The sequence below is a fragment of the Candidatus Dormiibacterota bacterium genome, assembly GCA_035544955.1.
Lineage (GTDB): Bacteria > Chloroflexota > Dormibacteria > CF-121 > CF-121 > CF-13.
This window is the reverse complement of sequence record DASZZN010000041.1, coordinates 114172-127362: the sequence shown is the minus strand read 5'-3', so window position 1 is coordinate 127362 and position 13191 is coordinate 114172. Positions and strand designations below refer to the sequence as shown.

The following is a 13191-nucleotide window of genomic DNA, read 5'->3' as shown; positions in this document are numbered from 1 at the left end:
GGTGATGCACTCGGGTCGGATCGAGCAGCTGGGACCGCCGACAACGATCTACTCGCGGCCGGCGACGCCCTTCGTCGCCGAGTTTGTCGGCCTCACCAATCGGCTCCCCGGTGTGGTGCGGGCCGGCGAGGTGGAGGTGAGAGGGGCGAGACTGCCCCTCGTCCAGCCCGACGCCGCCGACGGGCCGGCTGTTGCGCTCGTGCGTCCTGAAGCCGTGACGCTCGCGAGCAGCGGCGAGGCCGCCGGACCGCTGGTCGGGACGATCATCGCGACGGCCTTCCTCGGCGCCACCAGCCGGGTCACGGTCGACCTTGGCGATATCACCGTGCTTGCCCAACTTCCGACCGCGGAGGCGTCCGCACTCCCGGCCGGAACGCGCGTCCGCCTGGTGCTTCGCCCGGACCCGGTCCTGATCGCGAGGGAAGAGGCCGGTGCGTCGCGCACCTGAGTGACTCGATCGTTCCCCGACGCGGTACGAATCGTGGTACGGGATCTGGGCAGGGGCGAGGTTGTGAGCTACGGGGAGGTCGCCCGCCGCGCCGGCTACCCCCGCGCGGCACGCGCCGTCGGCAACGTGCTCGCGCGTAGCATGGGTCTGCCCTGGTGGCGCGTGGTACGCGCGAACGGCGAACTGGCCGCACACGGTGGGGAAGAGCAGGCCCGCCGGCTTCGCCGCGAAGGGATCGCGATTCGGGACGGCCGCGTGCAGCGCCGTCGTTTTTCCTGAAATCCCGCTTTGGTTTTACCGGCTGTTGACCTTCGGCCGAGGCTGCGCTAGGCTAATCGCCGATAAGGCCAGTGCGGGCCACTCAACCCTGGGAAGGAGGAGCAGCTTGTTTAGACATCGTCTTTTGACGTCGTCGGCTATTCTCGCGGTCCTCGCCAGTGCGGTGACTGTCGCGCCTACCGGAGCCGCCGCAACCACCGGTGGCGGTACCCGCATGATCTCAGCAAGCGGCACCGCGTCGTTCCGTGCCGCCGCGCCGGGCAGCGCTGCGCTGGCCCAGCCGGAAATCCGTAGCGCCAGCGCGACGGGTGACACTGCTGGAGCAAGAGTCGCGGCGGTGGCAGGTGTCCCGACGGTAAACGGGCCGAATCGCAGCGAATCCGCGGTCAACGGTCACACCTCGGGCGACGGCCAATCGGCCGGGGACAACTCCGGGGCCGGTTCGCTCAAGATCGTGACCAGCTTCAACGGACTGATCCATCGTGACCAGCGCACGGCCAATGGTGGGAACCAGTTTTCCGTCGAGCCGCCCGATCAGGGGCTGTGCGTTGGCAACGGCTACGTGCTGGAGACGGTCAATGACGTCATGAACGTGTACAGCAGTTCCGGCGCTTCGCTGAAGGGCGTGACCGATCTCAACTCGTTCTATGGATATGCGCCGCAGGTTATCCGTACTCCGAGGTCGGATGGTCCCTTTGTCACCGACCCGAGCTGCCTTTTCGACAAGGCAACCCAGCGCTGGTTCCATGTCGTGCTGACGCTCGATGTCAAGCCGACGCCGCCGCATCCGGGCGCCTTCTTGGGCTCCGACCATCTCGACATTGCTGTCAGCAATACGGCGAGCCCGCTTGGCTCATGGACGATCTATCGGATCCCTGTCCAGGATGATGGCACGATGGGTACGCCCGACCATCACTGCACCACCGGGCCCCACACTCCTACGGCGACCAATCCGAACGGGTGCATTGGCGACTATCCCCACATTGGGGCGGATGCCAATGGCTTCTATGTGACAACCAACGAATACTCGCTGTTCGGGCCCGAGTTCCATGGTGCTCAGCTCTATGCCCTCTCCAAGCGAGCGCTCGCCCGCAACGATAGTTCCGTCGCAGTGACGCAGATCAGCACCCAGGGCCTTGACAACGGGAACTCTGGCTTTACGATTTGGCCGGCCGTGGCCCCCGCCAACCAATTCGCCTCGGCTAGTCGCGGAACGGAGTATTTCTTGAGCTCTAACGCGGGCGACGAGGCGCACGGCAACGGCACCGCAATCGGTCCCCGCACGTCTACACAGCTGCTCGTGTGGTCTCTGACCAACACTCGGTCACTGGACAGTGGCAGCCCGGCGGTTCAGCTGTCGCACTCGGTCCTGAAGGTCGGGCGCTACTCTTTCCCGCCGTCGTCTGAGCAAAAGGTTGGCAGCACACCACTGCGTGACTGCCTCAACAATGCCGATTGCGCGACCAACGTCCTGCTCGGGGCTCCGGATCCGCACGCACCAAACCCCGAGTATGCGCTGGACAGCAACGACACCCGCATGCAGCAGGTCGTCTACGCCGATGGCAAGATCTGGGGCGCCCTTGACACCGCCGTCAAGGTTGGTGGCAAGGTCCAGGCCGGTATCGAGTGGTTCGTCGTGCAGCCGTCGTCGGAGGAGGACGGCGCGGAGCTCGCCAACCAGGGATACCTCGCCGTGAAGCGCAACAACGTCATCTACCCTGCGGTTGGTGTAACACCCAGTGGCCAGGGCGTGATCGCTTTCACGCTGGTCGGACGCGACCATTACCCCAGCGCAGCGTTCGCCGCGATCAACGCCCACGGCGTCGGCAAGGTACAAGTCGCCGCGGAGGGTCTCGGGCCCGCTGATGGTTTCAGTGGCTATCAGATCTACAACGACCCAAACCCCAACCGTCCGCGATGGGGCGATTACGGCGCGGCGGTGGTCGACGGTGGCGACATCTGGATCGCTTCCGAGTACATCGGGCAAACCTGCACGCTTAACACCTACCTCGCGACCGGCGCCAGCTGCGGCGGCACGCGCACGCTGCTGGCCAACTGGTACACACGGATTACGCGGGTATCAGCCGGCGGCGAGGGCGGCGGCGATGGCGGTGGTGGCGGCAACAACTAACTAGTCCGCCGAACATGTCGAGGGCCGGTCTTCGGACCGGCCCTCGTCTTATTTCTTAGGTCTCATCGCCCCCGGGGAGCTCAGGGTTTGCGGCAAGCAACCTCGGTTCGAGCTGGTGGACACGAGCTCGGCGACAGCTGGCTTGCCGGCGCCAGTTCGGCCGAGGCCGGTGGGAGCGCGGGACTGGTTCCGGCCTGGGAAGCATGGATGACCCGGTGAGTCGTATTACCAGCCGCAGCTGTGGCAGCAGGTGCCAACACAGGCTGCTCGACCGAACTCAGGGGTTGCTGGACGGCTGGCAGCGCGAGGTAGCCGTTTCCTTGCGGAGCCACCCGGTGGGCGCCAGCGGACGCCGCCGCGGAACTCGCCAGGAAGCCGGCGACCAGCGCGAAGCCGACCAGCCGGTTCATTCACCGAATATAACGGTCGCAGCCACCTTTTCTAACGGTGCGCCACTCGGTCCTCGGCGATCAACTCGTCGATCACTTCTCTAACCCCCGCGCCGGCCTCGCCCCGGGTTACGTACGTGGCCCCCGCTTTGAGGGCGTCGACCGCGTTCGCCACCGCGACACCGCACCCACACATCGCGAGGAAGGCCTCGTCGTTCTCCGCGTCGCCCAAGCCGACGACGCTCGGCGGCGATAGGCCGAGCTCGTCGAGCGCCGCGCGCAACCCGCTCGCCTTGTCCACCGAGGTGGGCAGCACCATGACCGAACCCTTGTTGAGGATGACTTGCAGGTCGAGGCCGAGCTCGCGGATCACGTCGATCACGGCCGTCTCGTTTGGCTGCACCGTGGCGACCACCACCTGTCCAACCCAGATCGGCGCGACGCCGCGGGACTTCAGCGCCTCGACGAAACGCGGCGAAGGCGGCGGCCCGAGGACTCGAGTCTCCTGGCTTCGTGGCCGGTGGAGGACGGCGCCGTTTTCCGCGACGACGGCGTCGAAGCTGCTGGCCTCAGGAAAGGCGCGGAGCAGATCGCCGAGCTGGCGCCCGGTGACGAGGATCAGCTTGCGGCCGCTGGCCGAGAGCCGGCGCAGCGCCTCGATCGTGTCGCCGTCGACGACGCCGTCGGTGGCCAGCGTGCCGTCGTAGTCGGCGGCAAGCGCGAGGTAGCGCACCTACTTCGGCTTGGTGCTGGTGGCGAGGATGATGCGGATCGGGCGATCGTGTCGGACGTAGTCCCAGGCCCAGGAGGCGAGCGCGCTGATGCGATTCCGGAAGCCGATCAGGTAATAGATGTGGACGAAGAGCCAGGTCAACCATCCGACAAAACCGGTGAACTCCAGTCCTCCGGGCAAATGCGTCACCCCGGCGTTGCGGCCGACCGTTGCCATCGTGCCTTTGTCGACGTAGTGGAACGGTGCGCGGTCAGTCCGCACGCCGAGGACCTCGTCGACAATGGTGCGAGCCACGTAACGCCCGCCCTGCATCGCGGGGGGCGAGAGCATCGGGAGCTCGCGGTCGCCCACGCGTGGTGAGGCGGCGTCGCCGATGGCAAACGCGCCTGGGGCTCCGGCAATTCGAAGCCATTCGTCCACCTGGATGCGGGCGTTTCGAAAGCGCGGAAGTGATGCCTCGCCGACCGGGTCAGTGGGTCGGACGCCCGCCGACCAGATGATGGTGGCGCAGGCGATCGCCGTCCCGTCGGAGAGCGTGACCGAGTGGCCGTTCGCCGTTTTGACCAGCGTGCTGGTGCGAACCTCGATGCCGCGTCGCTCCAGAACCCGCCGCGCGTATCGGCCAAGCCGGACCGAAAAGGCATTGAGCAGGCGGTCCGTCCCCTCCACCAGGATGATCCGGATTTCGGCACGCGAGATCTGGTGATAGTCCTTGCCGGCGACGATCGCCATCAACTCGCTGAGCGCTCCCGACGACTCGACGCCGGTTGGACCGCCCCCGACCACCACGAATGTCAGCAGGGCGCGGCGCGCCTCCGGATCCGGCTCCACATCGGCGCGCTCGAGGCAGGTCAGCACCTGGTTGCGGAGCCGCGTCGAGTCTTCGAGCGACTTCAATCCCAGCGAGACGCGGGCCACCTCCTGGTTGCCGAAGTAGTTGTCGGTGCTGCCGGTAGCCAGCACCAGGTACTCGTAGCTGAGCGAGGGGCTGGCATCGAGCCTGACCACCTTACTGGCGAGGTCGACGCGCGTTACGGTCGCTACGCGAAACCGGACGTTGGCTGAGTGGCGAAAGATCGTGCGCAGTGGGTACGCGATGTCGCTTGGATTCAGCAACCCGGTGGCCACCTGGTAGAGCAGAGGGGTGAAGAGATGGTAGTTGTGCTGGTCAAGCAGGACGACATCCACCGGCTTGCTGTCGAGCGCGCGGGCGCAGGCGAGGCCGCCAAACCCGGCGCCCACGATCACGACGCGCGGACGGCCCCCACCCTGACCCTCCCCCGAAGGGGGAGGGAATCTCGGCTCAGCCATCGGTCACGACACGAAGCTGCGCATACGCTTGCCGCAGGGCGGCTTCGACGGCAGCCGGCGAGTCGGCGCGCGCGAACATGAAGCCAAGATAGCGGTCACCCTCCGGCAGCGGCACCAGCGGCTCGCCCGGCGGAATTGTGATCACCAGACCGTCGACGCCCGGCACTTGCTTCGCCTCGCCCTGTCCCTCGACGGCGCGCAGCCGTCCGCGGTCCCGAATCGGCAGCATCATCACGCCGGCCGCCGCCGACTCTCGCTGGTGCGATGGCATCGGTAGGCCGGCCGCATGCCGAAGGATCAGCTCCTCGAGCGAGATGCCCGACCCGAATCGAAGGGTTCGGGAGCAGAGGCCACCGATGGAGCGCGCGGCGACCTCGAGCATCCAGATGCCATGGTCGTTGAGCCGCAGCTCGGCGTGGATCGGGCCGTCCGTCAGGCCAAGAGCTCGCCCCGCCCGCGCGGTGGTCGCGATGATTTGTCTTTGCCGGTCCGGTGGAAGGCGCGACGGCGTGACATAGATCGTTTCCTCGAAGAAGGGGCCGTTCAGCGGATCGGGCTTGTCGAAGATGGCCAGCACCTCGAGCTCGCCACCGCGAAGCAGCGCCTCGACTGCCACCTCCTCACCTGGGATGAAGTCCTCGACCAGGACCGAACGGCGCATTCCGTTCGGCCGGCACGCGGCGACGATCGCCGCCACCCGGGTGAAGACCCGGGGAAAGCTCGCGGCATCCTCGACCTTCACCACGCCCTGGCTGCCCGAAAGGTCGAGCGGCTTGACGACGCAGGGAAAGCGCGCGGCCGCGGCGATCGTTTGCGGATCGGCGTCGATGTCCGCGGTCGTAAATCGTGGCGTTAGCAGTCCGGCCGCCGCGAAGCGCTCACGCATGCCCGCCTTGTCGTGCGCCGCCTCCACCGCATCGACCGGATTGTGTGGGAGGCCGAGCGCCTGGGCGGCCGTGGCCGCCAGCAATGTTCCGGCGTCATCGACGGCGACAACCGCAGCCAGCGGACGCGTCTGCGCAAAGGCGACGATGCGCTCCGTCGAGCGGCTGAGATCCTCGAAGTCGAGCCGGAGATGGCGACCATCCATCAAGCCGGCGAGCGCCGGCCGGTGCTCTGAGCCGACCACGACCTCGACGTCGAGGCGGGACGCCGCGGTCATGAAATCGTGCGTGCGATAGGTGCGGCTCGGGATCAGCAGGAGGATGCGTGCCATCACCGTTAGTTGACCACGAATAGAATGACGACAATGCCGCCTGCGATCACCGTGACATCTGCGGCGCAGACGAAGATCGATGCCGTACGCTCGAAGACCGGCCACCCGGACGCGTGCCTGCGGATTGCGATCGCGGGCCGCCGTGGTGGGCAGTTCGTCTACGAGCTGGACCTGGTCGCGCCTGAGGATGCCCCACCGACCGACGTCGTGGTGGAGACGGCGGCCCTTCGCCTGCTCGTCGAGCCGGACAGTGCCGCCAACCTCGAAGGGGCGGTCATCGACCTCGACCCTTCCGCGATGGGCGGGGCGCTGCGGATCGACAATCCGAACGAAGGCTGGCGTGATCCCGTCGCGGCGCGCATCCAGGAGGTGCTCGACGAGCAGATCAATCCGTCCGTCGCGGCCCACGGTGGCTTTGTCGATCTGCTCGAGGTTCGCGGCGGCGCCGCCTATGTTCAATTGGGCGGAGGCTGCCAGGGCTGCGCCCAGGTCGACGTCACGCTCCGCCAGGGTATCGAGGTCGCGATCAAGGCGGCGGTCCCGCAGATCACCGAAGTGATCGACGTCACCGACCACGCCGCAGGGTCAAACCCGTACTTCCAGCCCGCTAAGAAAGCCTCCTAAATCGCGGAGATCCGCCGGAGGCGCATTCGCGGTCCGAAGCGCGGCGCCTGGATCCCGCCGAGCGTTAGTAGGCGGATCACACGCGCGCGGTGGCCGCGGTAAGGCTCGAGCAGTTCCAGCATGCGGGCGTCGCTGCCCCGCACTTCGCCGGCGAGCCCCCAGGCCACCTGGTGCGGCAGATGGTAATCGCCGACCGAGACCGCGTCCCGGTCGCCGTACGCCACGACGGACACTTCAGCCGCGGACCAGGGTCCGATGCCCGGCAGCGACGTCAGGAGCCGACGAGCCTCGACCGGGTCCATATCGGCGGTGGTCTCCAACCGGCCGGCCAGGGCGGCGACCGTCTGGATCACCCCGAAGCGCCGGCGCTCGATGCCGAAGCGATGTACCGCCCAATACGGCGTGGCGACCAACCGAGCAGGTTCGGGCGGAAGTCGTAGGCCCACATCGCCCGGCGCCGGCTCACCCAGCGCCCGCACCAGCTGGGCATACGACGCGTAGGCTTCGACGCCCGGCACCTTCTGCTCCAGGATGGTCGGCAGCAGGGCTTCGAACACCAGCCCGGTCCGCCCGAGACGAAGCCCGGGATGGTGGCGGTGCAGGTCCGCCAGCAGCCGGTTTGCCGGGCGAAATGCGTCCGGCTGGTCCTGGAAGCCCGCCAGCGCGGGCGCGCGCTCGATCATCCATGCGGCCCCGGGACCCCAGGCATCGGTCAGAAGGCGGGCCCCTTCGAGCCGAAGCCGCAGCGATGCTGCTCCATCCGGGGTGCGCGCGGCTCGCCAGACGTCGTCCGGTCCGAAGCGGATCGTCGGATCCGACGGTCCGCGCCGGAATACGCCGAGCGTCAGGTCAAGATCGAGCGGGAAGGGGAGAGGCCACGCGGCGCTGGCTTGGGGCGGCACAGGCCAACCTTAGCGCGGAACGCACCAGCTTGAGTACGTAACGCCGACTGTGCTACGTATTATCAAGTCAGCTGATAGACGGGGTTGCAGGTTGAGGAGACGAGCCGCATGATTCGCTGCGCCTGGTGCGGGGCGACCAACTACGCCATCGACAGTTGGTGCGCCAGCTGCTCGCGCCATCTCGACTGGTCTCCGCCCTCGAGGACGCCGCGCCGATCGCCGCGCCCGCGGCGTTTGATTGTGCTATTGCCCGCCGCCATTGTGGTGGGCGCAGTAATCCTCTTGGCGATGCCGGTGGCGAGCTGGTTCGGCGCTGTTGGTCGCCCCCGACCGGCCGTGCCGAACACCGCTCTGCGGCCGGCAGCGCCCGCGGCAACAACCACCGCGTCGGCGCAGGCGGTGGCAACGCCGGACGCGACCCCGACGCCTGAGGCCACGCCCGGGCCGACCGAGAATTCCACTCCAGCCCAGACATCACCGGGCGAGGTTGCGCCGGCGGGAACTGATCCCGCGGCCAGTGTCGCCCTCTTCTACCAGGCGGTTTCCAGTCACGATTTCGCCGCGGCGGCCGCGCTGTGGACGTCGCGCATGCAGGCACAGTTTCCACCGGCCGAGTTCATCGACCACCGATTCGCCACCACCCAGCAGATCAACCTGCAAGGTGAGCGGCTACTCGCCAGCCGCGATGGAGTGGCGATGGTGTATGTCCGCATCGTCGAGGTCACCGGCGGACACTTGCGGCGCTGGGTTGGGACCTGGCAGCTGGTGAACACTGGGTCGGGATGGCTCCTGAACCGGCCGAACCTGCGGGCGGACTCCTGAGATGCTGAAGCTGAGCTCGAAGTCGAAACCGATCGGCACACGCGTTCCGTGCCGCGCCTGCCGCTACCCCAATCTTGGAATCTCCATTTGGTGTGAACGCTGCGGGGCGCCCCTTGATTGGATGTCACCTTCATCGGGCCCCGGGCCGGATACACCAGCGCCTCGGCCGGTCGCCCCGGTCCCGGTGGCCGAGCCGGCGACCACGCAACGCGCCCGCCAACGGCGCGCCTTGACGCTGCCCCGGCTGACCATGCCGGCCGTCAAATGGCCTCGGCTCAGCATGCCGAGGTTGACCCTGCCGCGTCCGAGCCTGCCACGCATACCGCGGATCATGCTGGTGGTCGCCGCGATCTTGGCCGTTCTGCTGATGGTGCCGCTCGCGTACATGCTGCTGCCGGCGGGGCGGGCGGCCGTGAATCCACAGCGTGCAGCCAGTCATCTGCCGTCGACGAGTGGCCCAACCGCCGGCGAGACGGCGCAGGCGGCGGCCATCCCTGGCGTCGAGGCGAAGACCCTCATACCCTACCGCAACGGCACGTGCGCGATCAACGCGCCCTGCCTGACGCTCGCGAGCGAAACGGTCGGCACGAACGCGGCGGCGGTGGTGTTTTCGACGGCCAGTTCCGCGGCGCGCGAATGCGTCGGGTACGTGTATCACACCGGCGGCCAGTGGCACTTTCTCGACGCGGTTTGCGGTCTACCGGATCAGCTCAGCCCGATGGTTGCTCACGACGCCATCGTGCATGTGCCGGGCAACTGCGCCAACGTCCGCGCGGTGGCGAGCCTCACGTCCGGCGTCGTCGCCTGTCTCAAGGACGGCAGCACGGTGCGCATCGACGGTGGGCCGACCTATGCCGACGGCCGCCTGTGGTGGCACGAGTCGCACGGCTGGGTCGCGCACGATTTCCTGACCGGACCGTAGGCCCCACCCTGCCCTCCCCCAGAGGGGAGGGAATCCAATGGCTTACCTAGTGGTGCTCGCTGGGTGCCTGTGCCCGCAGGCGCTTGACCAATTCCAGCAGCATCTTGTAGCTGATGCTGGCATTCTCCATCAACAGGGGCTTGACCTCCCAGGCAACGAGCGTGAGGCATACGGTGTCGCTCTCGGCCCGGACGTCGGCCGTCCTGGGACCGCCATCGAGAACCGAGATCTCCCCGAAGAACGCACCGGGGCCCATGGAGGCGACCCTCTGGCCATCGCGGATCACCGCCACCTTGCCCTCTTTGATGATGTAGAGCCCGAGCCCATCGGCGCCCGTCTTGACGATCGCGGCGCCCTTGTCGTAGCGCTGCTCCTTGATGAGCTTCCCGAGCAGCTCGAGCTCTTTGCGGTCGAGGCCGGCAAAGAGCGGCACCCTTCGCAACGATTCGGTTGGATCAGTCTTGACAGCCATCGATTCCTCCTGCGGTTGACAGCGCGCCATTACGATACCGCACCCAGTCGTTGGATGCCGGAGCGGGAGGAGGGAGGATGCCCCTCCCCCGGAGGGGGAGGGACCACTCGCGAGTCTTCTAGCGGGCCTGAACGGCGGTCAGGAGCCGCATCTTCAGCTGCTCCATACGAGCGCCCAGGTCCTCGAGCTGCTGCTTCGACAGGACCTTGCGGACCTTGGGGAAGAGCTCGCCCTCTTCCTCGCCGACGTGGTGCATTACGTCCTCCTTGAGCACCTTGAGGGCGGCGCCCCATACCTCGGTGGTCATGTCGGTTTGCTCGAGGTCCGCCAGCACCATTTTGATCTGCTTGTGCTCTTCGATCGACTCGAGCACCAGGTCGCGCGTCGGCTCGGCCTCCTTGGTGGCCGGGTAGAAGATCTTCTCCTCGATCTCCGCGTGAACGCTCAGCTCACGATCGAGCTCCGGAAACGTTTTCTGCCGGTTTTCTTTTTTCTCCATCGCCGAGAAGATCTTCTCGACCTTCTTGTGATCCTCTTTCAGTAACTCGATGGCGTCCATTGCTTGCCTCCTGAACACGTGGCTATATCAAATACTGATATCAGGTATATCAGGATGGCGAGGCGTGCGCCGCGCCGGTGGAGGCTTTAGGCGCCCAGGCGCGCCGCCTGGAACTGGCGGCGAAGCTTCCAGATCCCGTCGACGTAGGTTCGGCTACTCGGATAGATGCCGTGGCGAAGGACGCCGGATAGGCCCTGATAGTAGGCGGCAAGGGCCAGCTTCGGATCGCGCAGGCGGTCCAGATACGACCGCAGCAGGGCAGCGCCCAGTTCGGCGTTGTCGACTGGGTTGTTGAGGTTGACGCGGCGCCCGAGTAGGGACGGTCCGGCCCAGACGGCGGTGTACGGCTCGACTTGCATCAGTCCGACGGCGCCGGTATGCGAACGCGCGGCCTGGTTCCAGCCGCTCTCCCAGTAGGAGACGGCCAGCACAAAGTTAGGGTTGAGGCCGTGGTTGTGGGCGGCCCGGATCAGGATGGCGCGGGCCTGGGCGGACGTCGGGCGCGGGGCAGGCGCCGCCAGGTGGGCCGCCTGCCGCGCGGTGGCGCGCGCACTGTGTCGGTGGGCGGCATAGGCGGGCTGGGCGGCGAGCGCGACGGTCAGGCTGAGGCTGGCCGCGATCGCGACCGTCAGGCGCGGAAGTTTGTGCATGCGACCGAAACGTGACGGCGGCCTGCCGACTTGCTCGCCTGGTGCAAATTGTTGTTAAGGGCCACAGGCACCTTGACTTTGGTTCGAAGCGGGCTTCAAATATGGGGAGTCCGAAGGGGGATACATGCCCAAATCATCGAGGGAGGGAAAACAAACGCCTATGGCTACCGTCGTCACCGACGAACACCCGAAGACCGATACGGAACGGCTGCACGAACTCGGTTACGCCCAGGAACTGCTCCGAAAGATGAGCGGCTTCTCGAATTTCGCGGTCTCGTTCACCATCATCTCGATCCTGAGTGGCTGCCTCACTCTGTACTACTACGGCATGAGTACCGGTGGCCCGATCGAGATGAGCATCGGCTGGCCGCTGGTCGGCGTCTTCGTCATCCTGGTAGGCCTATCCATGGCCGAGATTTGCTCGAGTTTTCCAACCGCTGGTGGCCTCTATTACTGGTCGGCGAAGCTGGCTGAGAAGAATGCGCCTGCCTGGAGTTGGTTTACCGGCTGGTTCAACCTGCTAGGACAGGTCGCGATCACCGCTGGCATCGACTTCGGGCTGGCGACCTTTGTCACCGCATTCCTGAGCCTGCAATTTGGCTATCCCATCGATCCGCCGCACGTGATTGGGGTTTACGTGGTCGTGCTCGGGATTCACGGGCTCATGAATACGTTCGGTATCCGGCTGGTCGCGCTACTAAACAACGTGAGCGTGTGGTGGCATATCGTTGGGGTGCTGGTGATCGTCGGCGCGCTGGCCTTCATTCCGTCCCACCATCAGTCGGTGTCATACGTCTTCACGCAGTACGTCAACCTCACAGGCTGGGGTGGAGCGCCCATCTACGTCTTCGCGATCGGCTTGCTCCTGGCTCAGTACACCTTCACCGGCTATGACGCTTCCGCGCATCTAACCGAAGAAACCGAGAGCGCTGCGGTGGCTGGACCGCGGGGCATCGTGATGTCGATCGTAGTTTCGCTGATCGCTGGCTGGATTCTGCTCCTCGGCGTCACGTTCGCGATCCAGAATTTCAACAATGAATACAACGCCATCAACACGTATGGTCTCGCCGGACCGCCGCTCCAGATCTTCATCGATGCCATCGGCATGACCGGCGCAAAGCTGCTCATGCTGATTGTTATCGGAGCGCAGTTCTTCTGCGGGATGTCGTCGGTCACGGCCAACTCGCGCATGATCTACGCCTTCTCGCGGGACGGCGCGCTACCGGCGTCGAACTTCTGGCACCGGATCAACAAGCGGACGCGTACCCCCACCAACTCGATCTGGTTCGCAGCGGTCGGGGCGTTGATTCTCGGTCTACCGTATTTGTGGAACCCTGAGGCTTATGCGGCAGTAACGGCGATCGCCACGATCGGCCTCTACATCGCGTACATCCTGCCGGTCTTCCTGCGGCTTCGCTTGGGCGACCGCTTCAAGCGTGGCCCATGGCATCTCGGGCGCTGGAGCCCGGTGGTCGGCGTGATCGCCACCATCTGGGTGGTGTTCATCACAATTCTCTTCATGCTTCCGCAGGCATTTCCTCCGAACCTGCAGACGAACTTCAATTACGCACCCGTCGCAGTACTTGTCGTGCTGCTGTTTGCAGGTGGCTGGTGGTTCATTGGGGCCAAGAACTGGTTCAAGGGCCCGCGTGTTCAGGGAACGCCCGAGGAGCTCGCCGCGATCGAACGCGAACTGACGGAGGTCGGGGCAGCCTAGCACAGGGACAGCAAAT

14 protein-coding genes are annotated in these 13191 nt (G+C 66.1%); 7 read left to right on the top strand and 7 right to left on the bottom strand.

From position 1 onward, the window contains the following. From VHK65_15355 to VHK65_15345, 3 genes are all read left to right on the top strand, one after another. A partial coding sequence (locus tag VHK65_15355; GenBank protein HVS07524.1) for a TOBE domain-containing protein occupies positions 1–448 on the top strand: 448 nt, incomplete at its 5' end. Beyond that, entirely contained in the window at positions 449–727 is a 279-nt protein-coding gene (locus tag VHK65_15350) for an MGMT family protein (protein HVS07523.1), read from the top strand. Positions 728–833: 106 nt separating this feature from the next. Next, on the top strand, positions 834–2858 hold the full coding sequence (locus VHK65_15345) for a hypothetical protein (protein ID HVS07522.1): 2025 nt from the start codon (positions 834–836) through the stop codon (positions 2856–2858). A gap of 441 nt (positions 2859–3299) precedes the next feature. On the opposite strand, the gene VHK65_15340 is transcribed toward VHK65_15345, so the two are convergent. The 3 genes from VHK65_15340 to VHK65_15330 are packed head-to-tail and all read right to left on the bottom strand — an operon-like array spanning position 3300 to position 6507. Continuing rightward, complete coding sequence (locus tag VHK65_15340; GenBank protein HVS07521.1) at positions 3300–3980, bottom strand: HAD family hydrolase; 681 nt, start codon at positions 3978–3980, stop codon at positions 3300–3302. Continuing rightward, positions 3981–5291 carry an NAD(P)/FAD-dependent oxidoreductase gene (locus VHK65_15335; GenBank protein ID HVS07520.1) on the bottom strand — a complete coding sequence of 437 codons (1311 nt, stop codon included), beginning with the start codon at positions 5289–5291 and terminating at the stop codon, positions 3981–3983. It abuts the gene before it with no gap. Beyond that, a complete protein-coding gene (locus VHK65_15330) occupies positions 5284–6507 on the bottom strand; it encodes an ATP-grasp domain-containing protein (GenBank protein ID HVS07519.1) in 1224 nt (407 codons plus the stop codon). Before VHK65_15330 ends, VHK65_15335 begins: the two co-directional genes overlap by 8 nt. A gap of 33 nt (positions 6508–6540) precedes the next feature. Here VHK65_15330 and VHK65_15325 point away from each other — a divergent pair, with 33 nt between their 5' ends. Next, entirely contained in the window at positions 6541–7131 is a 591-nt protein-coding gene (locus VHK65_15325; GenBank protein HVS07518.1) for a NifU family protein, read from the top strand. On the opposite strand, the gene VHK65_15320 is transcribed toward VHK65_15325, so the two are convergent. Then, positions 7128–8033: a DNA-3-methyladenine glycosylase 2 family protein gene (locus VHK65_15320; protein ID HVS07517.1), complete on the bottom strand. Its 906-nt coding sequence runs from the start codon at positions 8031–8033 to the stop codon at positions 7128–7130. The genes VHK65_15325 and VHK65_15320 overlap by 4 nt on opposite strands. Before the next feature lie 246 nt (positions 8034–8279). On the opposite strand from VHK65_15320, the gene VHK65_15315 reads away from it, so the two are divergent. Then, entirely contained in the window at positions 8280–8855 is a 576-nt protein-coding gene (locus VHK65_15315) for a hypothetical protein (protein HVS07516.1), read from the top strand. Between the two features lie 280 nt (positions 8856–9135). After that, positions 9136–9777: a hypothetical protein gene (locus VHK65_15310; protein HVS07515.1), complete on the top strand. Its 642-nt coding sequence runs from the start codon at positions 9136–9138 to the stop codon at positions 9775–9777. 46 nt (positions 9778–9823) lie between these two features. On the opposite strand, the gene VHK65_15305 is transcribed toward VHK65_15310, so the two are convergent. The 3 genes from VHK65_15305 to VHK65_15295 form a co-directional block, all read right to left on the bottom strand. Further along, positions 9824–10249: a cyclic nucleotide-binding domain-containing protein gene (locus tag VHK65_15305; GenBank protein ID HVS07514.1), complete on the bottom strand. Its 426-nt coding sequence runs from the start codon at positions 10247–10249 to the stop codon at positions 9824–9826. Positions 10250–10367: 118 nt separating this feature from the next. After that, positions 10368–10808: a hemerythrin domain-containing protein gene (locus tag VHK65_15300; GenBank protein ID HVS07513.1), complete on the bottom strand. Its 441-nt coding sequence runs from the start codon at positions 10806–10808 to the stop codon at positions 10368–10370. Between the two features lie 86 nt (positions 10809–10894). Continuing rightward, the gene (locus VHK65_15295) at positions 10895–11458 is read right to left on the bottom strand and encodes a transglycosylase SLT domain-containing protein (protein ID HVS07512.1); all 564 of its coding nucleotides are present in this window, start codon (positions 11456–11458) and stop codon (positions 10895–10897) included. A gap of 160 nt (positions 11459–11618) precedes the next feature. On the opposite strand from VHK65_15295, the gene VHK65_15290 reads away from it, so the two are divergent. Beyond that, positions 11619–13175 carry an amino acid permease gene (locus tag VHK65_15290; protein ID HVS07511.1) on the top strand — a complete coding sequence of 519 codons (1557 nt, stop codon included), beginning with the start codon at positions 11619–11621 and terminating at the stop codon, positions 13173–13175. Positions 13176–13191: the final 16 nt, after the last annotated feature.